This window comes from Proteus sp. CD3 (assembly GCF_008808075.1).
GTDB classification, from domain to species: Bacteria; Pseudomonadota; Gammaproteobacteria; order Enterobacterales; family Enterobacteriaceae; genus Proteus; species Proteus appendicitidis.
This window is the reverse complement of the sequence record NZ_CP019686.1, coordinates 1165342-1191860: the sequence shown is the minus strand read 5'-3', so window position 1 is coordinate 1191860 and position 26519 is coordinate 1165342. Positions and strand designations below refer to the sequence as shown.

At 37.1% G+C, this 26519-nt stretch carries 28 protein-coding genes, 1 tRNA gene and 3 pseudogenes; 18 read left to right on the top strand and 14 right to left on the bottom strand.

Annotated elements, in window-relative coordinates:
- Positions 1-88 precede the first annotated feature (88 nt).
- Entirely contained in the window at positions 89-982 is an 894-nt protein-coding gene (gene yieE, locus BTA34_RS05295) for a DNA-binding transcriptional regulator YeiE (protein WP_151434776.1), read from the bottom strand.
- 184 nt (positions 983-1166) lie between these two features.
- Between yieE and BTA34_RS05290 the strand changes: the two genes are divergently transcribed.
- A complete protein-coding gene (locus BTA34_RS05290) occupies positions 1167-2261 on the top strand; it encodes a YeiH family protein (RefSeq protein WP_196533112.1) in 1095 nt (364 codons plus the stop codon).
- Positions 2262-2425: 164 nt separating this feature from the next.
- Complete coding sequence (gene nfo, locus BTA34_RS05285; RefSeq protein WP_151434774.1) at positions 2426-3268, top strand: deoxyribonuclease IV; 843 nt, start codon at positions 2426-2428, stop codon at positions 3266-3268.
- An 88-nt stretch (positions 3269-3356) separates the two neighbouring features.
- Here nfo and fruK read toward each other — a convergent pair whose 3' ends face one another.
- Positions 3357-4295, bottom strand: a complete 939-nt coding sequence (gene fruK / locus BTA34_RS05280; RefSeq protein ID WP_151434773.1) for a 1-phosphofructokinase — start codon at positions 4293-4295, stop codon at positions 3357-3359.
- 188 nt (positions 4296-4483) lie between these two features.
- Between fruK and BTA34_RS05275 the strand changes: the two genes are divergently transcribed.
- The 3 genes from BTA34_RS05275 to yeiP all read left to right on the top strand — a co-directional run bounded on the left by BTA34_RS05275 (position 4484) and on the right by yeiP (position 7176).
- A complete protein-coding gene (locus BTA34_RS05275; RefSeq protein WP_151434772.1) occupies positions 4484-4900 on the top strand; it encodes a nucleotide triphosphate diphosphatase NUDT15 in 417 nt (138 codons plus the stop codon).
- Between the two features lie 290 nt (positions 4901-5190).
- A complete protein-coding gene (gene mtr, locus BTA34_RS05270) occupies positions 5191-6432 on the top strand; it encodes a tryptophan permease (RefSeq protein WP_151434771.1) in 1242 nt (413 codons plus the stop codon).
- 171 nt (positions 6433-6603) lie between these two features.
- Positions 6604-7176, top strand: a complete 573-nt coding sequence (gene yeiP / locus BTA34_RS05265) for an elongation factor P-like protein YeiP (RefSeq protein WP_088493223.1) — start codon at positions 6604-6606, stop codon at positions 7174-7176.
- Between the two features lie 153 nt (positions 7177-7329).
- On the opposite strand, the gene BTA34_RS05260 is transcribed toward yeiP, so the two are convergent.
- Positions 7330-7584: a hypothetical protein gene (locus tag BTA34_RS05260; protein WP_265576255.1), complete on the bottom strand. Its 255-nt coding sequence runs from the start codon at positions 7582-7584 to the stop codon at positions 7330-7332.
- A gap of 341 nt (positions 7585-7925) precedes the next feature.
- The gene (locus BTA34_RS05255; protein WP_151434769.1) at positions 7926-8237 is read right to left on the bottom strand and encodes a hypothetical protein; all 312 of its coding nucleotides are present in this window, start codon (positions 8235-8237) and stop codon (positions 7926-7928) included.
- A 346-nt stretch (positions 8238-8583) separates the two neighbouring features.
- On the opposite strand from BTA34_RS05255, the gene BTA34_RS05250 reads away from it, so the two are divergent.
- The gene (locus tag BTA34_RS05250; RefSeq protein ID WP_151434768.1) at positions 8584-9291 is read left to right on the top strand and encodes a phosphatase PAP2 family protein; all 708 of its coding nucleotides are present in this window, start codon (positions 8584-8586) and stop codon (positions 9289-9291) included.
- Positions 9292-9660: 369 nt separating this feature from the next.
- The gene (gene mepS, locus BTA34_RS05245; protein WP_151434767.1) at positions 9661-10275 is read left to right on the top strand and encodes a bifunctional murein DD-endopeptidase/murein LD-carboxypeptidase; all 615 of its coding nucleotides are present in this window, start codon (positions 9661-9663) and stop codon (positions 10273-10275) included.
- Between the two features lie 126 nt (positions 10276-10401).
- On the opposite strand, the gene BTA34_RS05240 is transcribed toward mepS, so the two are convergent.
- The 3 genes from BTA34_RS05240 to rsuA form a co-directional block, all read right to left on the bottom strand.
- The gene (locus BTA34_RS05240; protein ID WP_069368284.1) at positions 10402-10749 is read right to left on the bottom strand and encodes a YejG family protein; all 348 of its coding nucleotides are present in this window, start codon (positions 10747-10749) and stop codon (positions 10402-10404) included.
- A gap of 520 nt (positions 10750-11269) precedes the next feature.
- Complete coding sequence (locus BTA34_RS05235; protein ID WP_265576253.1) at positions 11270-12454, bottom strand: Bcr/CflA family multidrug efflux MFS transporter; 1185 nt, start codon at positions 12452-12454, stop codon at positions 11270-11272.
- A 37-nt stretch (positions 12455-12491) separates the two neighbouring features.
- Positions 12492-13196, bottom strand: coding sequence for a 16S rRNA pseudouridine(516) synthase RsuA (gene rsuA / locus BTA34_RS05230; protein ID WP_151434765.1), 705 nt, complete (start codon positions 13194-13196; stop codon positions 12492-12494).
- 181 nt (positions 13197-13377) lie between these two features.
- Here rsuA and BTA34_RS05225 point away from each other — a divergent pair, with 181 nt between their 5' ends.
- Both BTA34_RS05225 and rplY read left to right on the top strand, forming a co-directional pair.
- Positions 13378-15141 carry a DEAD/DEAH box helicase gene (locus BTA34_RS05225; RefSeq protein ID WP_151434764.1) on the top strand — a complete coding sequence of 588 codons (1764 nt, stop codon included), beginning with the start codon at positions 13378-13380 and terminating at the stop codon, positions 15139-15141.
- 144 nt (positions 15142-15285) lie between these two features.
- Positions 15286-15570 (top strand): 50S ribosomal protein L25, encoded by a 285-nt coding sequence (gene rplY / locus BTA34_RS05220; RefSeq protein ID WP_023581385.1) that lies wholly within the window; start codon positions 15286-15288, stop codon positions 15568-15570.
- 83 nt (positions 15571-15653) lie between these two features.
- On the opposite strand, the gene yejK is transcribed toward rplY, so the two are convergent.
- A complete protein-coding gene (gene yejK, locus BTA34_RS05215) occupies positions 15654-16658 on the bottom strand; it encodes a nucleoid-associated protein YejK (protein ID WP_099074944.1) in 1005 nt (334 codons plus the stop codon).
- 155 nt (positions 16659-16813) lie between these two features.
- Between yejK and BTA34_RS05210 the strand changes: the two genes are divergently transcribed.
- The 4 genes from BTA34_RS05210 to BTA34_RS05195 all read left to right on the top strand — a co-directional run bounded on the left by BTA34_RS05210 (position 16814) and on the right by BTA34_RS05195 (position 20310).
- Positions 16814-17041 carry a YejL family protein gene (locus BTA34_RS05210; protein WP_004247042.1) on the top strand — a complete coding sequence of 76 codons (228 nt, stop codon included), beginning with the start codon at positions 16814-16816 and terminating at the stop codon, positions 17039-17041.
- A 26-nt stretch (positions 17042-17067) separates the two neighbouring features.
- Complete coding sequence (gene yejM, locus BTA34_RS05205; RefSeq protein WP_151434763.1) at positions 17068-18804, top strand: LPS biosynthesis-modulating metalloenzyme YejM; 1737 nt, start codon at positions 17068-17070, stop codon at positions 18802-18804.
- 86 nt (positions 18805-18890) lie between these two features.
- Positions 18891-18967 (top strand) — tRNA-Pro (locus BTA34_RS05200).
- A gap of 446 nt (positions 18968-19413) precedes the next feature.
- Complete coding sequence (locus BTA34_RS05195; RefSeq protein WP_151434762.1) at positions 19414-20310, top strand: LysR family transcriptional regulator; 897 nt, start codon at positions 19414-19416, stop codon at positions 20308-20310.
- A 51-nt stretch (positions 20311-20361) separates the two neighbouring features.
- Here the strand turns inward: BTA34_RS05195 and BTA34_RS05190 are convergent, their stop codons facing one another.
- From BTA34_RS05190 to BTA34_RS05180, 3 genes and pseudogenes are all read right to left on the bottom strand, one after another.
- Positions 20362-21351, bottom strand: a complete 990-nt coding sequence (locus BTA34_RS05190) for an aldo/keto reductase (protein WP_151434761.1) — start codon at positions 21349-21351, stop codon at positions 20362-20364.
- Between the two features lie 38 nt (positions 21352-21389).
- Positions 21390-22241, bottom strand: a complete 852-nt coding sequence (locus BTA34_RS05185; RefSeq protein ID WP_151434760.1) for an aldo/keto reductase — start codon at positions 22239-22241, stop codon at positions 21390-21392.
- Between the two features lie 81 nt (positions 22242-22322).
- Positions 22323-22633: pseudogene (locus BTA34_RS05180) on the bottom strand (hypothetical protein); the annotation flags it as partial.
- On the opposite strand from BTA34_RS05180, the pseudogene BTA34_RS05175 reads away from it, so the two are divergent.
- The 3 genes and pseudogenes from BTA34_RS05175 to BTA34_RS05165 form a co-directional block, all read left to right on the top strand.
- Positions 22575-22712, top strand: a pseudogene (locus BTA34_RS05175) (glutathione peroxidase); the annotation flags it as partial. The pseudogenes BTA34_RS05180 and BTA34_RS05175 sit on opposite strands and share 59 nt — an antisense overlap.
- Before the next feature lie 39 nt (positions 22713-22751).
- A pseudogene (locus BTA34_RS05170) lies at positions 22752-22841 on the top strand (integrase); the annotation flags it as partial.
- A gap of 208 nt (positions 22842-23049) precedes the next feature.
- A complete protein-coding gene (locus BTA34_RS05165) occupies positions 23050-23529 on the top strand; it encodes a GNAT family N-acetyltransferase (RefSeq protein ID WP_151434759.1) in 480 nt (159 codons plus the stop codon).
- 221 nt (positions 23530-23750) lie between these two features.
- On the opposite strand, the gene BTA34_RS18280 is transcribed toward BTA34_RS05165, so the two are convergent.
- Positions 23751-23909: a hypothetical protein gene (locus BTA34_RS18280; protein WP_265576247.1), complete on the bottom strand. Its 159-nt coding sequence runs from the start codon at positions 23907-23909 to the stop codon at positions 23751-23753.
- 110 nt (positions 23910-24019) lie between these two features.
- Between BTA34_RS18280 and BTA34_RS05160 the strand changes: the two genes are divergently transcribed.
- A complete protein-coding gene (locus BTA34_RS05160; RefSeq protein WP_151434758.1) occupies positions 24020-24535 on the top strand; it encodes a DUF1543 domain-containing protein in 516 nt (171 codons plus the stop codon).
- Between the two features lie 143 nt (positions 24536-24678).
- Here the strand turns inward: BTA34_RS05160 and BTA34_RS05155 are convergent, their stop codons facing one another.
- Both BTA34_RS05155 and BTA34_RS05150 read right to left on the bottom strand, forming a co-directional pair.
- Positions 24679-24858: a hypothetical protein gene (locus tag BTA34_RS05155; RefSeq protein WP_151434757.1), complete on the bottom strand. Its 180-nt coding sequence runs from the start codon at positions 24856-24858 to the stop codon at positions 24679-24681.
- A 218-nt stretch (positions 24859-25076) separates the two neighbouring features.
- Entirely contained in the window at positions 25077-26012 is a 936-nt protein-coding gene (locus BTA34_RS05150; RefSeq protein ID WP_151434756.1) for a 5'-nucleotidase, read from the bottom strand.
- Positions 26013-26233: 221 nt separating this feature from the next.
- Between BTA34_RS05150 and BTA34_RS18275 the strand changes: the two genes are divergently transcribed.
- Complete coding sequence (locus BTA34_RS18275) at positions 26234-26395, top strand: hypothetical protein (protein ID WP_196570153.1); 162 nt, start codon at positions 26234-26236, stop codon at positions 26393-26395.
- Positions 26396-26519 lie beyond the last annotated feature (124 nt).

The following is a 26519-nucleotide window of genomic DNA, read 5'->3' as shown; positions in this document are numbered from 1 at the left end:
CGAGGATTGTAACAAATCTGTCGTTCGTGAATAGCAAGGATCTGGGATTATAAGATACCTTCATGATCGGGCGTCAATTATTAGCAATTTATGAAAAATTGCCGATTAAATGTTCAGCATTACAATACGTCAGCAGTTTTTTCAGTGCATCAGAAACATGTTTTTGACGATGATAAACAAGATATAAGGTACGTTGTAAGGTTAGCCCTTCTACTTTTATCTCTTTTAATGAGCCGTTATTAATCTGCTCTTCAATGACTCGACGAGATAAACAACTGATCCCCATTTCATACATTACGGCGTGTTTTATTGCTTCTGAGTTACCTAATTCCATTTCAATGCGGTAGCCTGGTAAAGAAGCAAATAGAAGATGGTTTAGTACATCTCGAGTTCCGGAACCATTTTCTCGTAAAATCCAAGGAGCCGTCTGTAAATCCGCTAAAGTCACTTTAGGTGCTTTAGCTAACGGATGATCAGGTGAGCAAAAAATAACCATTTCATCTAAAAGCCATTTCTGGCTAATCAATTCAGAACTTTGACAAGCGCCTTCAATTAACCCTAAATCAACACGGAATTCGCTCACTAATTTAACGACTTCCTCAGTATTTCCAATACTCATTTCTAGCGGAATATCAGGATAGTTACGATGAAAATTACCCAGCATTTGAGGTAAAATATAATTGCCTATTGTTGTACTTGCAGCGATGCGTAAAGCACCATTTCCAGCTTGGAATAACTGCTCCACTTCAGTTGCTCGTTCAAGTAAAGATAATGCTCTGGGATAAAGTAATCTCCCATGTTCATTTGTGACAAGCCGTTTTCCCACTCTATCAAAAAGCTGTACGCCTAATTGGCTTTCGAGATCAGTTAAAGATGCACTGACAGCAGATTGAGATAAAGCAAGCTGTTGTGATGCTTGCGTTGTAGAACCACTCTTGAGAACTTCAGTAAAGACTTCCAGTTGCCGCAACGTAATTCGCATATCCATTCCACCTTTGAGCCGTCATTGTAATAACATACTATCCACAAACCAGTAACATACCAAGCACATTTAAGAAAATACACCTATATTAATTTTACTGGTTATTATTATAAAAATAATGAGTTTAATAAATAAGATTACTTGTTATATGCTTATGCAAAATTCATATAAGCAAGGTTTTTCTATGTCAGAGCAAAGTCAACCTATTACATTGGCGAAAAAATGTTTTACTCCAGTCTATCGCTGGCTTCCTGGTTTATTACTAACAGGCGTATTAACTGCGCTTGCTATTTATATTGGTGATATTCCTTGGTTTTCTAGCATGGGTTTAGGTGCATTAACACTGGCTATCCTATTCGGTATTATTGTGGGTAATACCTTTTATCCTGTTGCAAAGCCTTATAGTGATGAAGGTGTTAAATTCGCTAAACACTATTTATTACGTACAGGTATTATTTTGTACGGTTTTAGACTGACTTTTCAGCAAATTGCAGATGTAGGTGCAACAGGTTTAATTATAGATGCCATTATGCTGATATCGACTTTTCTTATTGCTATGTGGATTGGTCGCAAATATTTCGGTTTAGATGAACAAACTGTCATCTTAATTGGTGCGGGTAGTAGTATTTGTGGTGCTGCTGCTGTTATGGCGACAGAGCCTGTTGTTAAAGCACAAGCCAGCCAAGTTGCTGTTGCGGTTTCTACTGTTGTGATTTTCGGGACCATTGGTATTTTTCTTTACCCTTGGTTCTACCACTTAAATGCATTTGCAGGTTGGCTACCATTTACCGAAGAAACTTTTGGTATTTTTTCTGGTTCAACAATTCATGAAGTGGCTCAAGTCGTTGCTGTAGGGCACTCCATTAGCCCTGATGCTGAAAATGCAGCAGTTATTAGTAAAATGATCCGCGTAATGATGTTAGCACCGTTCTTAATTATTCTTTCAACTTATTTAAGTAAAAAGAAAAGCAAGGCAAACAATGGCGCACAATCTACTGAAAAAAGCCCAATTACTATTCCTTGGTTTGCCGTATTCTTTATTTTAATGGCTGGCTTTAACTCTTTGAATTTAATTCCAGCGTCTATTGTTAGTTATATTGTGACTATCGATACCATTCTATTAGCAATGGCAATGGTGGCATTAGGTTTAACAACGCATATTAGTGCTATCCGACAAGCAGGCGTCAAACCATTATTGTTAGCGTTATTCTTATTTTTCTGGTTAACCCTTGGTGGTGCGATGATTAATATCTTTATTCAAACTGTGTTGATGTCTTAATAGGAATATCAAAAAATTAATCCCCTTTGAAATTTCGCCTTGAGAAGTACTTTTTAATTGCGCAACTATTTTTAGTTGCGCTTTTTTGCTTTTATCACCTCAATATGATGTTATACGCTGTATGTTTGTTATCATGGTGTAAAATAAATCTAAGGAGAGAAGTAATGAAATTTGTTGGCGCACATGTCAGTGCTGCTGGTGGCGTCGATCAGGCGGTATTACGCGCACATGAAATAAAAGCGACTGCATTTGCCCTTTTTACTAAGAATCAGCGCCAGTGGAAAGCGGCACCATTATCTACAGAAGTCATTGATAAATTTAAAAAGAACTGCGAACTTTATAGTTATGGCCCTTCTCAAATTTTACCCCATGACAGTTATCTTATTAATTTAGGTCACCCTGAAGAAGATGCTCTTGAAAAATCAAGAGACGCATTTCTAGATGAAATGCAGCGTTGTGAGCAACTTGGCATTGAGTTACTGAATTTTCACCCAGGAAGTCATTTAAATAAGATTGATGTTGATAAGTGCCTACAAAAAATTGCCCAATCAATTAACATCACCTTAGAAAAAACTAAAAATGTTACTGCCGTAATTGAAAATACCGCAGGGCAAGGAACAAATCTGGGTTATCGTTTTGAGCATCTAGCCGCCATTATTGATGGTGTAGAAGATAAATCTCGTGTAGGTGTTTGTATTGATACTTGCCACACTTTCGCCGCAGGTTATGATCTAAGAACGATTGAAGATTGCGAAAAAACATTCGCTGAATTTGAAAAGATTGTCGGCTTTCAATACTTAAAAGCGATGCATCTTAATGATGCGAAAAGCGAATTAGCCAGTCGTGTCGATCGCCACCATAGTTTAGGTGAAGGTAATATTGGTAAAGTGCCTTTTAGTTATATTATGCGGGATAAACGTTTTGATGGTATTCCGCTGATTTTAGAAACCATTAATCCTGATATTTGGCCTGAAGAAATTGCTTGGTTGAAATCACAACAAGACTAACAGCAACGCCAGCAATAATGAGAACTGCGGCTTATACAATTTGCGGTTTATAGAATATTTGTTTTATAACCATAAACCGCAAATGACTTTATTTAATGGGTGTTAACTCAATCTTAGTCATCATTTCAGCAAGCTGGCTTCTGTCTTTTATTCCTACATCAGGCTGACTAACTGATAATGCAGAAATAGCGGTTGCAAGGCGCAATGTATGTTCACTCGTTTGGCTCATTAATAAGCCATAGACTAATCCTGCAACCATTGAATCTCCTGCACCAACGGTACTTATCACATTACAATGTGGTGGTTTTGCAAGCCATGCACCAGATGCATTTACCCATAACGCCCCTCTTTCACCCAGTGAAATAACAACATGTGCAATGCCTTTATCTCGCAGTTGATGAGCCGCTTTAATAATATCTGCCATTTCAGTTAATGAATGTCCAACCCACGCTTCTAATTCACGATGATTAGGTTTTATCAACCATGGGGCTGCTTTTAATCCTGCGACTAAGGCATCACGACTGCTGTCAAAAATAATGCATGGGCATAATCTTCTTAACTTAATCATCCATTGGGTAAAGGCTTCAGGATCAACACCATTAGGTAAGCTTCCGCTGACAACCACCATATCGAAATGACCAAGCCAATTAAGCGAATCTGTTGCAAAACGCTGCCAATCTTGCGCTGATACTGTAAATCCTGAAAAATTAAAGTCGGTGACTTGCCCTTTTCCCTCGGTTAACTTCACATTAATGCGTGTTCGTCCTGATACTAAATAAAAACGGTTCGCCATCCCATTTTCACTAAAGAAGTGCTGAAACTCTTCTTGATTTTCGCGTCCCATAAACCCGCTAACAGTAATATCGATACCTAAATCACGTAAGACTTTCGCGACATTATTGCCTTTACCAGCAGGATTAAGCCCAGCAGTTCGGACTAAATTAACACCACCTACATCAATAGCTGGACAAGCACCAACCAGATCATAAGCAGGGTTTAAGGTGATCGTAGCGACACGGCGACTCATGCCTTCACTCCCCAATCATTTTTTATTATGAATATTTAGGGTGCTATATATAGCATCAATTAACCTTTTATTCAGTGAAATTGAGTGGGTTCTCCTTGCACTCTATTCACCCTCAATAGAGAATGTTCCCCGTAAAAAGCGACTTATTTTATACATTAACTATATAAAAAAGAAAAAAGGAGTCTCAAATGTCAGTCGTAGTCGGCGTTGGTGTAATTATCACTAATGAAAAGGGTGAAGTTTTATTAGGAAAGCGTTGCGGAAAACATGCCCCTTATTGGTCAATTTTTGGTGGGCATGTTGATGAAGGTGAAACTTTTGAGCAATGTGCTATTCGAGAAATAGAAGAAGAAATTGGTATTGCGATCACAGAGCCACAAGTGATTGGTATTAGCAATAATCTAGAAACTTACCAACAAGAAGGTAAACACACCGTTTCTATTTGTATGATCGCACAACACCAAGGCGACGAACCTAAATTGATGGAGCCAGATAAATGTTCTGAACTTCGCTGGTGTTCTCCAGATGATTTACCAGAGCCACACTTCGAAGCCAGTCGCAATTCTATTGCATTATGGAAAAGTAAGCAGTTTTATCAAGGCTAATTAAAAACACTCTATCACTTTCATTATTCTGGATCTTTTTTGTTCAGAATAATGTTCAGATCTTCTATTTCTACATAAATTTTCACTTATTTATAATGATATTCCTTTATTATTTATAATAATCCTCACACTAATCTATTGATTTATATAATCACCTTTTTCTACTGTATTATTTTTACTCACTTTTTTCTTTTATAAAGCACAATAACCTCTATTTACACCCTTATAGCAAACGTGTATCCTTTACACCATCAAGCTAGTACATTGAGTCAATTTTATAAGGACATCCTATGTCAGAAGTCACATCAATAACAAAGCGCCCATCCATACTTGGTGGTGCAATGATCATTGCTGGCACCGCTGTGGGTGCAGGCATGTTTTCCATTCCTATTGTGACTTCCGGTGTCTGGTTTACCGGTTCTATTTTTCTTCTGATCTACACTTGGTTTTGTTTATTTATGTCTGGGTTAATGATTTTAGAAGTAAACCTTCATTATCCTTTAGGCTCTAGCTTTCATACCATTACCAAAGACTTATTAGGAAAAGGCTGGAGTACTATTAATGGGCTGGCGATTGCATTTGTTCTTTATATTTTAACTTACGCTTATATTTCTGCCGGTAGCTCCATTATTGTGCAAAATTTCGAAAATGTGGTAAGCGTACCCCAAGCTATTGCGGGTTTGGTCTTTGCATTAATTGTTGCTTTCTTTGTTTGGTTATCAACACGCGCAGTAGATAGATTAAGCACCATTTTAATTGGCGGTATGGTAATTACTTTTGTGTTAGCCATTGGCGGCCTATTTACCGAAGTAAAAATGCCTGTGTTATTTAACACCAATGAAAGCAATGCAAGTTACTTGCCTTATGCTTTAGCCGCATTACCTTATTTACTGGCTTCATTTGGTTATCACGGCAATATTCCGGGCTTAGTGACGTATTATCGTAAAGATGGCAAAGCTGTTATGAAAAGCTTGCTTATTGGTACATTGATTTCATTGGCAATTTATATTTTATGGCAGTTTGTTGTACAAGGTAATATTCCTCGTGAAGGTTTCAAGCAAGTGATTGCTGATGGTGGGAATATTGGTAACTTATTGGCACAAATGCGTACAACAACCGCCAATACCTCTGTATCAATGTTATTAGACTTGTTCTCTTATATGGCATTAGCAAGTTCATTTTTAGGTGTGTCATTAGGATTATTCGATTACTTAGCAGACTTCTTTAAGTTTTCAAATACAGGAAGTGGCCGATTTAAATCTGCATTAGTAACGTTTATACCGCCGACTGTTTTAGCCATTATTTTTCCTGATGGTTTCTTATATGCCATTGGTTTTGCAGGGTTAGCGGCTGCCATTTGGGCTGCAATTATTCCCGCATTAATGGCAAAAGCAAGTCGTGAGCGTAATCAAAGCCAAAGCTTTAAAGCTCCCGGTGGTATGTTTATGATTGGTTTCGTCATTTTGTTTGGTATTCTCAATGCCAGCGCACATATTTTAGCGAACTTTAATCTTCTTCCTATCTACCGTTAATGTCTTTGCTAAAAGCCTACATCTAAAGCCAGCCGAGCCAGCCCACATTGGAGCTGGCTTTGTTTTTTTCATCAAATCTTATAAAAAAATGTGCGAATAACTTGCCAAGTTTCTGCACTGCGAGTAATTTTGTCGCCATTATCGTCAATGTTATTTAATGGAAGGTTTTATATGGCAAAAGCCAATGAAATTAAACGTGGTATGGCTGTTAGTTATAACAACAAATTATTACTGGTAAAAGATATCGACATCCAAGCACCAAGTGCCCGTGGTGCAAGCACACTGTACAAAATGCGTTTTACTGATATCCGTACTGGCCAGAAAGTAGAAGAGCGTTTTAAAGGCGATGATATGATTGATACCATCAGCTTAACGCGTCGTGCTGTGAGCTTCTCTTACATTGATGGTGATGAATATATCTTTATGGATAATGAAGATTACACACCGTATACCTTCAAAAAAGATCAAATTGAAGATGAATTACTGTTTATTCCTGAGGAAGGCTTAGCGGGAATGCAAGTATTAACAATGGATGGTCAAGTTTTAGCATTAGAACTGCCACAAACTGTTGATATGGAGATTGTTGAAACTGTTCCAGGTATTAAAGGTGCCTCTGCAAGCGCTCGTACTAAACCTGCAACATTACCAACAGGGTTAGTTATTCAGGTTCCTGAATATCTTTCTACTGGCGATAAAGTTCGTATTCATATTGCTGAACGTCGCTATATGGGCCGAGCTGACTAATCAACTGTCAAATCAACAGTCAAAAGCCCTACTCATTAGCGTATAGCTAATGTCGCTTTAAATAGGTCAGATAATCGTAAGAAACCCAATGTGACAAACGATTATTTGACTTGTTTATCTTTTGCACCCTACCTTTGTCTATCCACAGACGCCTTAAAAATATTGGACGTCAATAACACCATTTTTTTGGGTGTCATCCATCCAACGGATCTCAGCCTTGCCCATATCTTGAGGCAAAATAATAGTTCGTTGGGATTTATCAAAAGACGCGGGAACAATAGATTGAGTAGATGTGAACACTTTGTTGTGTTTGTAACATTGGTATTCAGCTTTATCAAATGTGAAATTCATCTCACATGCAGGATCGACAATCGCACCCCGCAGATAAATCTGCCCTGTTGTTTGCATGGGATCAGATGCCCAAGCTAATGATATCGAACTGGAAACGAGAAGACTGCATACTACGGTCAGATATTTTCTCATAACGACCTCACTTCTTGTTTGCGCTAGCAGGTATGGGGATCACACCTACCCGACATATTTTTATCATAGCAATAAAATATGACATTTATATAGACATAAGAGGAATATTTGATGTCTATCAAATATAAGTGTTCGATGTTTATAAATAAGAAATCAACGTTGATTAAACTTAAGTCAAATATTTTTAACTTTAATAACAGCTCTATAAAAGTATTAAAATTTTATTTAATTAATACAATTATTTTTATTACTAGATCTATGGGAAATTAATTATAAACAATGTTCATTACAGCTAAATTATCATTAATCCATTTAATATCCATAGAGCCTTTGTTGTTAATCAATTTAGAGTTAAAGTGCTTATTCCTTTCTAACTGATATTCAGATTCCTGCATTTCAGTACCATTCCAACAACTTGTTTTAAAAGTGTTTTTATCCGTATCCATTAGACAATTGCCCTCAACAATTGCACCAACAAAAGTTATAGTTCCTGAACCAATGACTTTATTTTCCTTAGCCAAAGTAGGTGTGCTTAATAATAAAGTTAAGCACGTAGCTGCAATACATAACTTATTCAAAACTAATCTCCTATGATTATTGGGATGTGTAAATTTCACAAGCCAATATGTTATTAAAGTCTTAACTAATATCGGCTTGTTACTTTATTTATTTAACTTTTATCTTTAATTAAAGAATAGAAAAAAATTATATAACACTCAAATTACGAGTATCAAAAAAAAATATTCTAAATTTAGGTTAAGTGGATATGAAAAAATCTAACAGAAATGAAACTAAAGCATAACATTTGCATAGACAGCAAATTGCAAAGATCTATTTTTTTATTTTGGTTATAGTCCTAGAATCAAACTCAAACTTATTGTGATCTAGATCACTAAATACACGCAAATTTGTCATTTTATTACTATGAAACTTTCTCATTTTAACCAAAAAGCACTGGCTATTTTTTTACTTAATCTTGCCGGCCTAATTATTTTTCTCTCTTGGTATCTTCCGGCACAACATGGATTTTGGCTATCAATTGACACACGTATTTTTTATTTTTTTAATCAGCACATTTTGCCTGATACTTTTTTTGCTTCTTTTGTGGCTTATACCAATAATAGAAAGTTTGATTTGGTTATTTTGCTGGCGATGGGAGCGCTTTATTACAATACATTCCGTAAAAAAGATTATAGGGGTAAACGCCATCTGATAATTGTGGGATTAGTGATGATAATCAGTGCAGTGCTGATTAATCAATTAGGACAAAATATTCCAATTGAAAGACCAAGCCCGACACTTCATTTTCAAGATGCGCATAGAGTGGGCGTTGTGACGGGCATTCCTACAAAAGATGCCTCAGGTGATAGCTTCCCTGGCGACCATGGCTTAATGCTACTAATCTTCTGTAGCTTTATATTACGTTATCTCTCGTTTCGTTCTTTCTTATGTGCTCTTCTTATTACTGTCGTGTTTTCATTACCAAGAGTTATGGCCGGCGCACACTGGGCATCAGATATATTAGTTGGTTCTATATCTTTAACTTTAGTCACAACAAGTTGGCTATTAATTACACCGTTATCAGATAATATTGTCAGACAATTAGAAAAATATCTTCCTTTTAAAAAATAAAAGGGAAAAGGAAAAACACATCTAATTCATTAAAAGAGAATAAGTGTAATATTGCACTTATTCTTTTGGTCATTTTTTTGACAATTAAATGATATTATTATGACAAAATGAGATCTATTTTAAGTATTAGCACTTTATTATCTAATGTTTTGTAAATTAAGCGCCTTTCCTCTCGCCATTTAGCCCCTCTTTCTGTACACTTTTCTGGTTTCTTCATTATTTATTGTTTAATGTGGATATTTACGTGCTTTAGAGCACGTTTTTCGCGAAATAAGGTTGCCAGAGTTAAATTACACTATATTCTCTGGTTATTTGGTGAATAATTCATGTGCGCTTCTGCACGTAAGGATGTAAGGGAAATCTGTCACAATGAGAACAAAACCGTATATGAGAATGCTTAAGCTCATACCGGCGTTCATTGTTGTAGCTACGCTATCAGCATGTAGCTCACAGAACGCAAATTCACGCTTAGCGAATTCAAGCACTACCCCACTTAATACATCATCAAGCACATCTATTTCCCAAGCATCACAAGATGAATTTGAATCATTGGTGAAGAATCTCGATATAAAATCTAAGATACTTGACCAATATGCAGACTGGAAAGGCGTCGCTTACCGTTTAGGTGGAGATACCAAAAAAGGCATTGACTGCTCTGCCTTTGTACAAAGAACCTTTCTTGACCAATTCGGTGTAGAACTTCCTCGCTCAACCTCAGACCAACAGTTCTCTGGTACTCAGGTTAATAAATCAAAATTACAAGCAGGCGATCTCGTTCTATTCAAAACAGGCCGTACTATGCGCCATGTTGGAATTTACATCGGTAATGATAAATTCGTACATGCATCCACCAGCAATGGTGTGACAGTGTCAGAAATGTCTAATACCTACTGGAATAAACGTTTTTATGCAGCAAGACGTGTTATTGAGAAAAATGACGCAGTACTTGTTGAAAACAACCTTTCGCAAAATGTATTAAGATAATTAATTCCCTTATATCTTATTGCAATAAAAAAGCCTCATTAAATCAATAATGAGGCTTTTTTTATATTCGTTGACCATGCTTAAACCGCACAATAGTTACGTTGGTTTTATAACATTAAATAAGTGTTATAAATAAGAATATGCCGTTGGGAATGGCTCCGCAATAGCAACACCTGCGTTTTTTAAGCAACATAATGCAGCACATTCATCATCGCTATGAAGGAAAAGGCAAGGAGTACCATCCCACTCAATCACAACGCTATCAATATGGAGATTACTCAGATACTGACGCAAATTCTGTATTGCTTCATCCAGTGTCATACCATCATGACTTAATAATTTTAAGCCAATCAGCGTATTTTGCTTTCCAGCATCATTTTCAGGCAGTATCTCTACTCTTGTGCCCGCAAAGCCTGCTAGCCACCGATAACTCAGCGGCAGCTTATGAACTACCGAAAGTTGTACATTATCCACAAATCAATCCTGTTTCATCAACACGTTAATTTAATACATCATCAATACGAGTTTGAACTGACTTGCTCACACGCATATTAGAACCTTGTTAATCATACAACATAAATATTACAATTGCTTTACAAGTAAAGCGAAGAGACGTATCAAACCATTCGTTTAGCTTAGTGTTTGCAGATATTGATGTCTGCAATGCTTAATCTCTTCAATTATTCTTTCATTTATTTAACATTTTATCAACTATATAAAATAATTGTATAAAATATTACGCATTCAAGTAAAACAATCCATCAATTTTTATCACGATACTTCATATCAACAAAACAATAATAGATGATTATTAAAATAAATTTTACTTAATTTAACAAAATAACAACATCAAGTATTGATTCAAATCAAAAAATCACACTAATTTGAAACGATTCATGAAATACAACAGAGAAAAATTTGGTGTATTTAGAGGAAATAGAGGCAGGAAAAGAGGAGCACGCTATAAATTTCTGTTATTTATAGCGTGATGTTCTTATTTATAACGACGAGCAAGTAAAATAAAACCCATAGCACACAGTACACAAAATGCCATAGAGCTTACCATTGGCCATTCTGATTTTGCGGGTAGCATAGCAATCGCCGTTCCAACTAACGCACCAACACCAAAACGCACTGTTCCTGCGAGAGAAGAAACTGTTCCTGCCATATGGGGATAATCATCAAGAATAACGGCCATCGCATTCGATGTGATCATCGCGATCCCTCCCACATACATTGCTACACCCACAACAAGGAAATAGAAATGTAAATTAAGAGCGACCACCAGCAATAAAAAGATCCCCATAAAACATTGAATAGTTAGCCCTAGGCGCAACATATTCAGCGCACCAAATCGACGAACATATCGCCCATTAATGCTGGTCATCACAATTAAGAAGATAATATTAAAACCAAAATATAATCCAAATTGATCAAAGGGAATACCATGTAATTCGATGTAGACAAAAGGACCAGCACTAAGAAATGAAAACATGCCAGCAAAAGAAAAACCGGAAGCCAAAATATAGCAAAGGACACGGCGTGTTCTAAACAGGCTAATAAATTGGCTAAATGTCACTCTTAAGCTAAAGCGTTGGCGACGCTCTTTTGGTAATGTTTCTGGAATATAAAAAGCTATTAATGCTGATGCAATCAAAGCAGCTATCGCGATACTCCAGAAAATCGCATGCCATGAAAACCAATTCATCACCCAAGCACCTAATAATGGCGCTAATAAAGGTGCGATAGTCATAACAAGTGCAACAAAAGACATACTTCTAGAGAAGTCATCTCTAGAGAACATATCTCTCATCAATGCATTAATAACAACACTTGCCGCAGCGGCTGCAAAACCATGTAAAAAGCGCATGCCAATTAGCATATCTATTGATTCAGACAATGCACATGCACTAGAGGCAAAAGCAAAAACAATTACGCCGCCCAAAATGACAGGCTTACGTCCCAAACTATCAGCCATAGGACCATAGACTAATTGCCCAATAGCAAAACCAAAAATATAGATACTTAATGTCATTTGTACTTTGCCACTCGGCACACCAAAATCTTGCGCAATAGTGGGTAAACTTGGCAAATACATATCTATAGCCAATGGCATAAGCATGGAAATAAGTCCCAGTATTAAAATGAGACTAAGGTACGACGAACGTTGCTGTTGCACGCAGATAAACTCCCAAAAACGACAGGATAAATAATAATTATTGAGGTAAGTGAATGCTGTTGATCTCTTCTTCTGTTAATGGACGATATTCGCCCTCAGCTAAAGTCTCATCTAATGTGATATCCCCAATACGCTCACGATGTAATGCACTTACATGATTCCCCACTGCTGCAAACATACGTTTTACTTGGTGGTATTTGCCTTCACTAATAGTGAGCTTAACTTCTGTCGGTGTAATAATTTCTAACGAGGCGGGTTTGGTTAGATCTTTTTCACCGTTAAGTTGAACACCCTTTTGGAATTGTTCAGCAACACCCTCTTCAATCGGCTCTTCTAACGTAACTAGATAAGTTTTCTCACAATGATGTTTTGGTGCCGTAATACGATGAGACCATTGACCATTATCCGTTAATAAAACAAGCCCTGTTGTATCAATATCTAAACGCCCAGCGGCATGTAATTTATGTGCCAGAGGTTCATCAATAAAATAGAGGATAGTTGGATTAACTGGATCGTCTGTTGAACATACATAGCCAATTGGCTTATTCAACATAAAGTAACGAGGCCCTAAAATTTGAGTTAAGACATTTCCGTCGTAAGCTACTTCTTGCTCTGGTGCAATTTTGGTTGAGCCGCTTTTCACCATTTCGCCATCAATTGTTACAAGCCCTGCTCTTAATTCACGAAGGATCAAGCTACGGCTAATACCCAATTGCTGGGATAAAAATTTATCTAATCGCATGAATTTCTCTGAAAAATGGAAGAATACCATCTGATATGAGGTATCTATTAAAAATGAATATTAACAATAAAACAACTAATTAATTTATAAATAAACTATCACGCTCTTTACTCCGTCCTTATTCGCACCACCCATAAAAAAATGTTACGCTGACACCCCGTTTGATTTCTTATGCAGAGTTATGGCTTTTACACTCAGACCTTATCAACTTGACGCGGTTAACGCGACAATCTCTTATTTTCGCCAACACAATACACCTGCGGTAATTGTATTACCTACTGGCGCAGGAAAAAGTTTAGTGATTGCAGAACTCGCTAAAAGAGCGCGCGGACGTGTATTGGTGCTAGCACACGTAAAAGAATTAGTAGAACAGAACCATAGCAAATATGAGGCTTATGGTCTATCTGCGGATATTTTTGCTGCGGGCTTACAACAGAAAGAGAGTAGCGGAAAAGTTGTTTTTGGTAGCGTGCAATCTGTTGCCCGTAATTTATCGCAGTTTAGTGATACTTTTTCTCTTCTTATTATTGATGAATGCCATCGCATTAGTTTGTCTGAAGATAGCCAATATCAGCAAGTCATTAAACAATTACAATCCATTAATCCACAATTACGGATCTTAGGATTAACTGCAACACCTTATCGTTTACCTACGGGTTGGATTTATCAATATCATTATCACGGTATGATCAGAGGCGATGAAAACTGCTTTTTCCGTGATTGTATCTATGAATTACCTTTGCGCTATATGATAAGCAATCATTTTTTAGTTCCACCCACTCGCCTAGATATGCCTATATTGCAATACGACTTTAGCCAAGTAAGAACCAGTCAAAATGGGATATTTAATGAGGAAGATCTAAACCGTGAAATAAAGAGACAAAAACGTATTACGCCTCATATTGTTGCTCAAATTATTGAATATGCGCAAAATTGCCAAGGTGTAATGATATTTGCGGCAACAGTTGAACATGCAAAAGAGATCCTTTCTCTTTTACCACAAGATGAAGCGGCATTAGTCAGTGCAGATACCCCTTCTTATGAGCGTGATGATCTTATTTCTCGTTTTAAACAGCAACAATTACGTTATATGGTTAATGTTGCCGTACTAACAACAGGTTTTGATGCACCTCATGTTGATTTAATTGCTATCTTACGCCCTACTGAGTCTGTAAGTTTATACCAGCAAATTGTAGGACGAGGATTAAGATTATTTGCAGGAAAAACAGAATGCCTGATTTTAGATTATGCGGGTAATCCTCATGATCTCTATCTACCCGAAGTTGGTACTAAAAAGCCCAATCCAAATAGTAAGCCGGTACAAGTTTTTTGTCCTATTTGCCAATTTGCCAATACCTTTTGGGGAATTGTAGATGCTGATGGGGATATCATTGAACACTATGGTCGCCGTTGCCAAGGCTGGGAACTCAATGAACAAGGGCAAAAACAGCAATGTGAATTTCGTTTCCGCTTTAAATTGTGTCCTCATTGTAATGAAGAAAATGATATTGCAGCACGTCGCTGTGTTCACTGCGATGAGATCTTGGTTGATCCTGATGATATGCTCAAAGCGGCATTAAAACTCAAAGGAGCATTAGTTCTACGTTGTGGTGGGATGCAATTTAAATCAGGAAACGATGTTAAAGGCGAATGGTTAGAAATTAATTATTACGATGAAGAAGGCACTTCTGTCTCAGAACGTTTTCGATTAACCACCCCAGCTCAACGAAAAATATTTGAATTAAAATTTTTACGTGAACATCAACGCGCACCGGGTGTCCCCTTTGTTTGGCATAATGCCAACGATATTATTAAACAGTTTGATTTGTTGCGTCATCCCGACTTTATTGTCGCCCATAAAGGTAAAAAAGAGCACTTTTGGAAGATAAGAAATAAGATTTTTGACTATGCAGGTCGCTACCGAAAAGCAGATACCTTGTATTAATCTGGATTTATATTTGCTGTTGGAAGACTTTTTCGTTAAAATGCGCCCCGCTTTATCTATTTTTAGATAAACCAAATCTCGAGCTTGTTGCTGGGTCGCCTGTAACAAGTATGTATTTTCTTTCTTTTTTATAAGAGAAAAAAGATGTTAACTATCAAAGCAACTGTACGTAAAGAGCAGGGTAAGGGTGCGAGCCGCCGCCTGCGTGTGGCTAACCGTTTTCCTGCTATCGTTTATGGCGGAAATGAAGAGCCAATCGCTATCGATTTAGATCACAACGAAGTTATCAACCAAGAACACAAATCAGAATTCTATTCAGATTTCGTAAACCTGGTTATCGATGGCAAAGAAACTAAAGTTAAAGTTAAAGCAGTGCAACGTCACGAGTATAAACCAAAAATTACTCATATCGACTTCCTGCGCGCTTAATAAGCCACCCTTCGAGCTTTATTTTTCGGGACGCCGAGCATATAACGCCACTTAATGTGGCGTTATTTGTTTCTACTGTTTAATTATTTTTCTGATGCTCTACGTTGTAGCTGATCACGCAAATTAGGCGGGGTACCTTTAATGGTGAGCGTATCTGTTGCAGGATCCCAGAATATTCTCTCCCCTAATAATTTCGCATCAAAATTAACGGTTAATCCCCCACCACTTCCTGAGTACTTCATCAGTTGACGTAACGTACTGCGATCTGCTGGGAATGTTTCAGCTAATTCATAGCCTTTTTCTTCAGTAAATTGAGCAAAGTTTTGATCGCCTAAAGACGGTAATTCTTCAGCAAGCTCTGTTAAAGCAATTTCTTCGCCCGATTGTAATTGCTCGTTACAATAGCTATATACTTGCTCACGACAAGTTTGACGTTCTTGCTTACCCATTTCTGAGGCTTCACAAAAATCGTCAACCGCTTGTAATAAACCTTTATTTTGAACTTTAGCGTTTAAACCTTCTTGAGCGCCTAAAAAGTCCATAAAGAAATCAGAGACTTTACGTCCAACACGACCTTTTAAAAACGTTAAATAACGTAAAGAGTCGGGTGCTGTTTCCCACTCAGTTAAATCGATACGAGCAATAATGTCTGCATGAGGAATATCTAAATAGCGCGTTGATGACACATCAAGGCTGTCATTGACCCACATACTGTTACAACTACTAAGTACAGCAATTAACAGGTAATCCACCGCTAAATAGCGATAGTGGCAAAATAGAACGGTGCCACCTTCTGCAAAAGGGTATTTTGCTAATTCATCTTTTAGTCTTACGGTAGCTGCTCGTGAAAAACCTAAAAAGTTTTCTTCGCCTTTACGCTGTAAGCGCAGCGCTTCTGCTAATTCACTTTCTTCATTAAACAGACCATAAGCTTTACTTTTTGCACTGTATACACGATGCAACTCTTCAATCATCTCCTGAACAACGGGTTCAATTTCTAAGAGTGAATCACGTAGCACAACTTCTAATGTCTGCTCATCTCGCTTAATAAGTTGATGCAAAACTAATTGGTTAATATCTAGACTCATGGTCGTCCTCTTCTATTGCGTCTCTTTCTTGTGCGCGTATTCAAACACTCCCTACTTTCAGTATCAAGGGAAAATTAATTAATTTAATAGCGGAAAAAGACCTAGTAATACGGTAATATATAGCGTTTTATTCATTTAGTAGGAATTCAGATTTTATGCCGCAAAAATCCCGTTATAGTGATGAACAAGTTGAGCAATTACTTGCAGAACTTGTCAGCGTTCTTGAAAAACATCATACTCCTACAGATCTTTCTTTGATGGTGTTGGGGAACATGGTGACAAACTTAATTAATACAAGTATTGCCCCTGCTCAACGAATGCTGATTGCTGATTCTTTTGTTCACGCATTGCGTGCTTCAATTGATGAAGGCAATATTCACTAATAAACATAGAAAAATTATTTATAGACATGGTAACGAAACCTCAGTCCTATCGTGAAAAAGTATCCCAAATGATCAGCTGGGGTCACTGGTTTGCGCTATTTAATATTATTCTAAGCTTACTGCTTGGGAGCCGTTACCTGTTTATTTCTGATTGGCCTGCAACCTTTGCGGGTCGTTTTTACGCTATTGTGAGTTGGATGGGACATTTTAGCTTTATTGTCTTTGCTATCTATATACTCATCCTTTTCCCTCTCACCTTTGTAGCTGTTTCTCAACGGCTACTTAGAGTTATTTCCTGCGCCCTTGCCAGTGCCGGATTAACTATCCTTATTTTTGATATCGCCGTTTACCAGCAATTTCAACTCCATTTGACTCAGCTCGTTTGGGATCTTGTCATTAATCCAGATGAAGGTGAAATGGCGCGTGAATGGCAACTTATCTTTATTGGCATTCCCATCATTTTTCTTATTGAAATGCTTTTTGCAACATGGAGTTGGCAAAAATTACGCAGTTTAAATCGCCAACGTTGGGGTAAACCATTAGCGGGTGTCTTTATTACTTGCTTTATATTATCTCACTCTATGTCGATTTGGGCTGATGCTAACTTTTATCGCCCAATTACCATGCAACGAGCTAATTTACCGTTATCGTATCCAATGACAGCGCGTAAATTCCTTGAACGCCATGGTTTTCTTAATCAATCAGAATATGAGCAGCGTGTTATCAGTGAAGGTAACCCAGCAGCACAAGGTATCACCTATCCTCTTGCTCCATTAATCTATGCCAAAGATACCTATTCTTATAACTTGCTGGTGGTTATCGTTGATGGTTTAGGTAACGAAGAAGTACCTGAATTACCAAGCTTGCAACAGTTCGCACAAAATAATCTCTATTTTTCAAAACATTATTCATCAGGCATTAATAATGACACTGCATTATTTGGCCTATTTTATGGTATTTCACCTTCTTATTTAGACAGTGTATTAAGTAGCAGAAAAAACTCTGCACTTTTCGATGCATTAAGTTATCGGAACTACCAATTAGCAATGTTTTCAACTAATGGTTTCCAAACACCACTGTTTAAACAAGCTGTGCTATCAGATTTCACCCTCCCGACATCACGCAGTGGTGATAACAATGCCACAATTGATAGTTGGAGTAATTGGCTGGTGAAAAACAGCCAAACAGCCCCTTGGTTCTCTTTCTTACAAATTAATGGTCACACCAATAATGCGTCTCAACGTGCCACATTAAATGATCAACTAGAGACAATATTTAAGACATTACAAGAAACCAAAGCGCTAGATAATACTGTTGTCGTTGTCACTTCTAGCTATCATCAAGACAACAATAAGAAGCAGATTAACCAATGGCTTTCAGATAAGACCACCTTTAATTTAAGCCAATCACAAGTGCCATTGATGATACATTGGCCACATATGACGCCACAGGTTATTGATCGAATGACAAGTCATCAAGATATTATGACAACCTTGATGCAGCATGTTTTACATGTCATTAGCCCAGTAGATAACTATTCACAAGGTGAAGACTTATTTGCAAGCACCCGTAATCATCCATGGATTTTTACTGGTGATGAAGAGACATTTGTAGTCTTTTTACAAGATAATACCTTGTTGATAGATAAGCATGGTCGGTACGCTTTATTTGATAAATCAGGACAAGAGATCAGCACGGCAAAACCCGATTTAAAATTATTACTGCAAATTTTAGCTGAGCAGAAGCGTTTTATTGAACGCTAGTACTATTAAATAACGTATAAAATTACGCCACTTAATTAGCAAAGGGTTGCTTTAGCAGCCAAAAACAGTAATATACAGGGCGCAAACGGCATGTAGCGCAGCCTGGTAGCGCACTGTCATGGGGTGTCAGGGGTCGTAGGTTCAAATCCTATCATGCCGACCAAAATTCCTTAGAAAAACCAACCGCTTATGGTTGGTTTTTTTATGTCTGAAATTTGCGCGGGGTAAAACTGGTGTAATACTGGTGTAATACTGGTGTAAAACCCACATCAGATTTACCTTGTTTAAGTTCCAATTCTCGCCCTATTCTTATGCTATAATCACTCTCCGATTCATTAATAAAACTTATGAAATTAAAAATCTTGCTGAACTAACACTAGAAGAAAAAGACAAAATTAATGTCGATTTATCCGTTTCAGATGTCGCATATCGCATATAAAGAACGACAACAACCAGCACATTTGGGAGCGTACTTTAATGAGTGATTAGCGTTTTATCGTAAGAGAATTATGAACATAAAACTAATATTTACCATAATGTATATTTACATCATGGTGAAATAGTTTGTTAGAACGGATACAAAGCGTAAAGATACAAAAGGAATACATTGTGCTCAAAGATAACTTTAATGAATTACAAATTTTTTTTGCTGTTGCGAGGGAGAAAAGCTTTACCAAAGCTGCGGCTAAACTGGGCGTTTCTCAATCCGCTTTGAGCCATGCAGTAAAAGCATTGGAAGAACGTTTAAATACACGGCTTTTAACACGCACCACACGCAGTGTCGCGGCAACAGAAATGGGGGAAAAGATTATCGCTTGTCTTGAACCTCGACTGGCTGACCTTAATCACGAGTTAGAGGCAATTATTCAGCTTAATGGTGTCGCATCTGGCAATATCCGCCTTTCAACGGGGGAGCATGCAGCACGCAGTCTTCTTTGGCCCAAACTCAAACCGTTTCTACGTGCATACCCTGAGATTAATGTCGAATTGGTGGTTGATAATGGGTTTGTTAATATTGTCGATGAAGGTTTTGATGCAGGGATACGTTTAGGGGAAAGTGTTGATAAGGACATGGTCGCCGTTAAGATTGGCCCTGATATGCGACTAGCAATTGTTGGTTCACCGAGTTATTTCGATTCTCAAGGCATACCACGAACACCTCATGATTTACAGCATCATCGTTGTATCAATATGCGACTGCCTACTGCGGGGGGATTGTATCATTGGGAATTTGAGAAAGAAGGGAAATCGTTACGAGTTAGAGTGGAAGGACAGCTCACCTTTAATCTATTATCTGAGCGAATTGATGCGGCGCTGTCTGGGTTTGGTATTGCTTGTGTCCCCGAGGATACCATCCAAGAAGCTGTCAAATCAGGAAAGCTGATCCACGTTTTAAGCGATTGGTGCCCGGCTTTTTCAGGCTATTATCTTTATTATCCAAGTCGAAAACAGCACCCTCCCGCATTTGCATTATTGATTGATGCACTGCGTTACAGTGAGAAATAGAGGCTGGTAGTGTGAGACTAATGTATTGATGTTTACCAGCCTAAAATAAGTTTATCGATTAATTAGTGCTTGTAACGCAGCAGGATAGCGTTCTCCAACAATTTTAACTGTTTCCAACGCATGGGCAATTTTTTGCAAATCGTTATTCGTGAGTATGACATCAACAGCATTTAAATTTTCCTCTAAACGATGCAGTTTAGTTGTGCCAGGAATAGGAACAATCCACGGTTTTTGTGCCAATAACCAAGCCAGTGCAATTTGTGCTGAAGTCACGCCTTTCTGGCTAGCAAGGTCAGCTAACAAAGTAACCAGTTGTGCATTCGCCTCTAACGCTTCTGTATTGAAACGTGGGACTTTGCTACGAAAGTCATCATCGTTAAATGTGGTATTCGCATTAATTGCCCCAGTTAAAAAACCTTTTCCTAACGGGCTAAAGGGCACAAATCCAATGCCTAATTCTTCAAGCACAGGTAATATTTCATCTTCAGGTTCACGCCACCAAAGTGAATACTCGCTTTGCAGTGCAGTGACAGGCTGAATGGCATGTGCCCGACGAATTGTTTGAGCGCTGGCTTCAGAGAGGCCAAAGTGCTTTACCTTACCTTCCACAATCAAATCTTTTATTGTGCCTGCAACATCTTCAGTCGGTACATCTGGGTCAACACGGTGTTGATATAAAAGGTCAATAACGTCAGTTTTGAGCCGACGTAATGAGCCTTCGACTGCTTCACGAATATGTTCTGGGCGGCTATTTAAAAGCTGCTGTTTATTTTCATTACTGCAGTTGAAACCAAATTTTGTTGCAATAACCACCCTATCTCGAAAGGGTTTTAATGCTTCACCAACCACTTCCTCATTCAAGAATGGTCCATAGACTTCTGCGGTATCAAAAAAAGTGACCCCACGTTCGACAGCTGTACGCAGCAATTCAATGGCTTGATGTTTATCTGTGGCTGGACCATAACCGTGACTTAGCCCCATACAACCTAATCCAAGTGCAGAAACTTCAAGTTTAGAATTACCGAGAAAACGTTTCTTCATGATTTATGTCCTGATCATTAATTAGATTGCTTGCATGACTAAATATCTAGCTTGCGGCCAGCGAGCCATTCGACCATTGCAGGATCGCGGTGTGAGAAAAATGCACTTGTTGCTGTATCCATTGCTGCGATTTGTGTCATTTCATTATCGGTTAGAGTGAAATCGAGAATGTTTATATTTTCTGCCATTCTAGTTTTACGAACTGATTTAGCCAGTGACACAATGCCTCGTTGAAATAACCAGCGCAGAACAACTTGCCCAATACTTTTACCGTATTTTTCACCGATAGCGGTGAGTTGAGGATGCTGAAATAATCCATTTCTACCTTCAGCAAAAGGCGCCCAAGCCTCTGGTTGGATATTCTTACTCTGCATCCATGGCACTGCATGTAGTTGCTGATTGAATGGGTTAACTTCAACTTGATTGACCGCAGGGATAACTTTATTGAATGCAATAAGGTCAGCTAATCTGTCTGGATGAAAATTGCTGACGCCAATTGCCCGAATTTTTCCAGCTTGATAAAGTTCTTCCATTGCACGCCACGCACCGTAGACATCGCCATAAGGTTGGTGGATAAGGTAAAGATCAACATAGTCGAGTTGCAAGCGACTTAATGAACGTTGAAATTGGGCTTTTGCCCCTTCGTAGCTGGCATCCTGTAGCCACAACTTCGTCGTAATAAATAAATCTTCTCGTGCTATTTGGCTCTGTTTTAATGCATTCCCGACTTGGGTTTCATTTTGATAGGATGCAGCGGTATCTATTAAACGATAACCGGTTTCAAGTGCGTCAATAACAGCGCGTTCACATTCGTCCGCATCTGTCATTTGAAAAACACCGAAGCCTAACAATGGCATTTCAACCCCATTGTTTAATTTGACAGTTTGCATAATGCGCTCCTTTTTATTTTCGTTGGAATAAAGCATAGCGTAGATTTATTGATTAGATTAGAGGTTATAATCCTCTAGAGCTTATGAGCAGAATTCATGAATAATGGATCCTGCCCATAATAGGCGTGAATTATTGTAGATTTTTTGTTCAATAAATTGACTAACTAAATCAGTAACTTGAGTATTGTTCAGATCCGAAAAAGGAAAATGTGTATTTACTTTAATACCCATCTCTGGCAAATGGATAACGGTCACATCCCCCACCATGTTGATTAACCACATCTCGCCATTCTCTGACGTACCCTCCAGCTATCTTGGGCAGGCATAGTGACAGGATTGCTAGGGAAGAGGATTAAATGGAATTTTACTAAGCTTCTGATCGGACGTGACGGCGAACCAATCAAACGCTTTGCGCCGAACACAACCCCAGAAAAAATAGAAGCTGCAATCCTTGCGGCACTTTTGAGATAACAACCATAATTAAATCTCTACATCACAGGAGATTTAATTATGTCTAAGCCACCGTGGGATAAAGATCGTATTATTGGGCAAAAACGACCGCTTAAAATATCTCCTATATGGGGGTTCCTTATTAGACTCGTGTAATGGAGTGCAGTAGTGAATATGATTTATTTCTTAGAAGAAATATCATCAGAAGTGTTCCTATAGCTTATCTTGATAGATGTGATAAGGTCTACTCGCCCAATTTTTGCTGAATAGGTCATAAAAATATCATTAGAACCATAACGTTATGATGATGTCAGTAGAATTATTTTATTCATGCCATTTTTTCATAAGGGATCCGTATTTGATTTTAGAATTCAAAAGACTAACAGAGGTCAATGTTAGCAATATTATTACGCTAAATAACCATCCTGATGTATTACGACACATGCCATTGGGAACCCCCGATTTTAACTACCAAAAGTGTATAGAATGGGTGGCGCAAAAAGATGCTCAATGGAAAGAACATGGTTATGGCCCGTGGGCAATTATGATTAATGAGCATTTTGCTGGGTGGGGGGGATTACAATATGAAGACGGTGATGCAGATCTTGCCCTAGTGCTTCACCCAGATTATTGGGGTGCAGGTAAAGTCATCTATGACGAAATTATCAGACGTGCTTTCTGTGAAATGAAACTAGAAAGCATCACTATTTTACTTCCCTTGAGTAGGGTAAAAATTAAAACTATTTTACGGTTAGGTTTTCATCCTGATGGTGAAGTGATGTTTGATAGCATATGTTTTCGTCGGTTCCGCTTAGTAGCAACGCAAAAACCTGTATAAAGCAGGTTGTTATCTAAAAAATATATTAGCGGTCGCGCTAACCATGCATTCCAGAACAGGAATGATTATGAACGCCCGCTCTTCGCTCAAAGCAGGCAATCATAATGAGGTGACTTATATTGCGTATTTAGGTCGAATGGATATATTTATTCAGTTTTATGGATCTTTCTCAATTTAATAATCTACTTAAAACTCAACTAACGAAGGTCAATGCCTGTTATTTAAATAGGTTCACCATCAGTACCGATTATTTCTGCCTCGTTCTTCGGCATATCTATAAGCACCTCATCTGGATTACGAGTAAGAGCCTCAATACCAAACATCCCTTCTTTCACACCTGCAAACCCTATTGAATCACACCACTGGTAATTAAAACCCATGCCCCAACAATCACACTTTTTATCCTATCTATCATCTCATTTTAACTTGCTCCCAAAATCGATATATAATAAATTACATAACGATAACAAAATAAAAAGTTGGAGAAGCAATGAAGTTATTTATGTTCTACATTGGTGGTAATGCCGGTAAATCAAATATTGAAGTTCACGATATCCAATTTGTTGTGGCAGAAAAACCTACAGATGCTTGGCCTGCGTTAAGAGAAGCATGGTTTGGAGATAAAGACAAAATACATATTGATGGTTATGCAGAAATCACTTGGGTTGATGGATTTAATATTAACCTTAGTGATAAACCTAGCAATAGCAATGATAATTTATATTTTGTTAATGTGGGAGGCTACCATCCATCAAGTCTAGCTGAATTGCATGAATTTGATTTATTTGTTGCTAAATCAGCGAATGAAGCTAAAGAGAAGGCTATTGCAACGCTTTTAGTAAATAGTCAGCAGCAACATAAAGATAATTTAAAAGATGTTGATGATTGCATTTTATTAAGCAAAATTGGTAATTTTTACATTCATCTAATACCAAATAATTCAGGTGAACATTTCAAACCTTTATGGCAAGGTTATCAGCCTATTGGTATTGAAAAGACTCAATAATAATTTTTACTGCGCTGTTATTTTTCAGCGTAGTAAATTTTATAATTTAAGCAATCATCAACTTGTTTTTAAATATGTATCAATTTAAACAACATTGATATTTCCATTTAAAATAATCCCATACTATTTATTTGTAATCTTTGTTATTTAAAATTCATCAACTTCTTAAAATAGAAGCCTTTTTTAGTTTTTGGAAATTTACTTCCATAATATATTTTTCGCTCATAATCTCGACCAGCATAGTGATTATCACCATAAAATTGACCATATAATGCAGTTTTAGGGCACACTTCATCAGAAAAAAATCTATGATTATTATCCACTTCAATTTTCCTTCTTTAAATTAAACTTAAGACCTCTTTAAATTAATTATAAATATTTATTATTTATAATTTTTAGTAGTTATTTAATACCATACTACTTTTATAAAATAGATCCAGTTTCTAGTCGTACTATTATTTAAATTAAAGAAAAAACATAATTAGACAAAATAAAATTTGAGTGTATGCTATATATCAGACACTCAATAATTAAAAACTTATTATTCATTATCTATTTTTCTATTCGCTATTCCAAAAGGAATATGCACAGAAGGTAATTCAGATGATGATTTTAAATGCAGTCTTTGATCATCAAAGAATATATGAGGTTTTAAAATTCTCAGAACATTGGCCTTCTCTACTCCCCCCATAAAAAAGGCTTCATTAACAGAAATTCCCCATGCTCTCATCGTGTTAATAACACGTTTATGAGATGGTGCATTGCGTGCAGTAACAATAGAGATCTTAAGTAATGGAATATATGTAGGATCTTGTTTTACTTTTTCTAATTCCAATTTTTGAATATCAGAAATACGTAGTAAAAACTTTTTTAATGGTCCAGGATTATGAGGAACATTAACCATTTTGGCTTCATGATTATGAAATTGAGACAATTCACCTGAAGTTTTATAAATAACTTCAGCTTCATCATCAGCAATCACACCATCAAAGTCGAACGCAATTCTTAATTCATCAGCATCATCATCATTAACATGACCTTCTAATATCTGCCCTGCTGGATAATTTGCATTAATTGCTTGTAAAACATCGTCATGATCCGCAGATAAAAATAACTCAATATCAAATGCTGGAATATAAATATGAGGTGATTTTCCTTGAAGGAATACAGCTCGGGTGATCCCAAGCTTATAATGTTCAATAGAATTCATCACTCTTAATCCAGTGTCGGGATCATTTCTAGATAACAAAATAACTTCAACGAGTGGATCGTCAGGTCTAATATTATTTAGCTTCAAAAGTCGGCTAATAAAAGGAAATGCAACACCTTTATTCAAAGGTACATCCTGCATTTTATGTTGATATTTTCGATAAGCTTCCTCTCCTTGTGTGCGAAAAATATTATCTGATTCTTCTAAATCAAATAATGCACTAGAAGAAAGCCCTATGACTAATCTCTTCGTTAAATCATACGCCATCGCCAAAATTCCCTGCTAGTTCCTTTTTTATTCATAATATCACTCTTTTAAGAGAGTGAAGATAAGAAAACTTATACAAAAAAGCAGATAAAATCGTAATATTTACCTGAGTATAAACACTTTATCATTAAATCACATCCCATAAAATGATATTGATTATCATTTGCATTTGAGAGATATCCTTATTATTGTTATGACTACAATTCATAAGGAGAAAACTCATGGTTAAGAAAACGATACATTTACGCTCTCAGCATTTTAAAGATTTAGTCAATAAAATGAAAAAAATGAGTGCTGTTAAAAATACAATAAACACTAAATCAGAAAATAGTGATCTTGTTGTTATTAATAATAAAATCCCAACTTTGGTTTCTATAAAGTAAAATAATTTATTGGCTTTTAGTGTGAATAAATAATAACCGCAATTTTCTTAGGGTTGACAGATTAAATGATAATGATTATCTTTTAACTCGTGAATAGTTGAGTATTTTACTTGGTTTTTCACAA

Coding starts and splice junctions, on each gene's coding strand:
- BTA34_RS05185 (WP_151434760.1), bottom strand. CDS start 22,241: ATGCAAACTGTCAAATTAAACAATGGGGTTGAAATGCCATTGTTAGGC.
- rsuA (WP_151434765.1), bottom strand. CDS start 13,196: ATGCGATTAGATAAATTTTTATCCCAGCAATTGGGTATTAGCCGTAGC.
- yeiP (WP_088493223.1), top strand. CDS start 6,604: ATGGCAAAAGCCAATGAAATTAAACGTGGTATGGCTGTTAGTTATAAC.
- BTA34_RS05190 (WP_151434761.1), bottom strand. CDS start 21,351: ATGAAGAAACGTTTTCTCGGTAATTCTAAACTTGAAGTTTCTGCACTT.
- rplY (WP_023581385.1), top strand. CDS start 15,286: ATGTTAACTATCAAAGCAACTGTACGTAAAGAGCAGGGTAAGGGTGCG.
- BTA34_RS05210 (WP_004247042.1), top strand. CDS start 16,814: ATGCCGCAAAAATCCCGTTATAGTGATGAACAAGTTGAGCAATTACTT.
- BTA34_RS05250 (WP_151434768.1), top strand. CDS start 8,584: ATGAAACTTTCTCATTTTAACCAAAAAGCACTGGCTATTTTTTTACTT.
- fruK (WP_151434773.1), bottom strand. CDS start 4,295: ATGAGTCGCCGTGTCGCTACGATCACCTTAAACCCTGCTTATGATCTG.
- BTA34_RS05290 (WP_196533112.1), top strand. CDS start 1,167: ATGTCAGAGCAAAGTCAACCTATTACATTGGCGAAAAAATGTTTTACT.
- BTA34_RS05260 (WP_265576255.1), bottom strand. CDS start 7,584: ATGCAAACAACAGGGCAGATTTATCTGCGGGGTGCGATTGTCGATCCT.
- yejM (WP_151434763.1), top strand. CDS start 17,068: ATGGTAACGAAACCTCAGTCCTATCGTGAAAAAGTATCCCAAATGATC.
- BTA34_RS05275 (WP_151434772.1), top strand. CDS start 4,484: ATGTCAGTCGTAGTCGGCGTTGGTGTAATTATCACTAATGAAAAGGGT.
- yejK (WP_099074944.1), bottom strand. CDS start 16,658: ATGAGTCTAGATATTAACCAATTAGTTTTGCATCAACTTATTAAGCGA.
- mepS (WP_151434767.1), top strand. CDS start 9,661: ATGAGAACAAAACCGTATATGAGAATGCTTAAGCTCATACCGGCGTTC.
- BTA34_RS18280 (WP_265576247.1), bottom strand. CDS start 23,909: ATGGGTTTTAATTACCAGTGGTGTGATTCAATAGGGTTTGCAGGTGTG.
- BTA34_RS05160 (WP_151434758.1), top strand. CDS start 24,020: ATGAAGTTATTTATGTTCTACATTGGTGGTAATGCCGGTAAATCAAAT.
- BTA34_RS05150 (WP_151434756.1), bottom strand. CDS start 26,012: ATGGCGTATGATTTAACGAAGAGATTAGTCATAGGGCTTTCTTCTAGT.
- BTA34_RS05225 (WP_151434764.1), top strand. CDS start 13,378: ATGGCTTTTACACTCAGACCTTATCAACTTGACGCGGTTAACGCGACA.
- nfo (WP_151434774.1), top strand. CDS start 2,426: ATGAAATTTGTTGGCGCACATGTCAGTGCTGCTGGTGGCGTCGATCAG.
- mtr (WP_151434771.1), top strand. CDS start 5,191: ATGTCAGAAGTCACATCAATAACAAAGCGCCCATCCATACTTGGTGGT.
- yieE (WP_151434776.1), bottom strand. CDS start 982: ATGCGAATTACGTTGCGGCAACTGGAAGTCTTTACTGAAGTTCTCAAG.
- BTA34_RS18275 (WP_196570153.1), top strand. CDS start 26,234: ATGGTTAAGAAAACGATACATTTACGCTCTCAGCATTTTAAAGATTTA.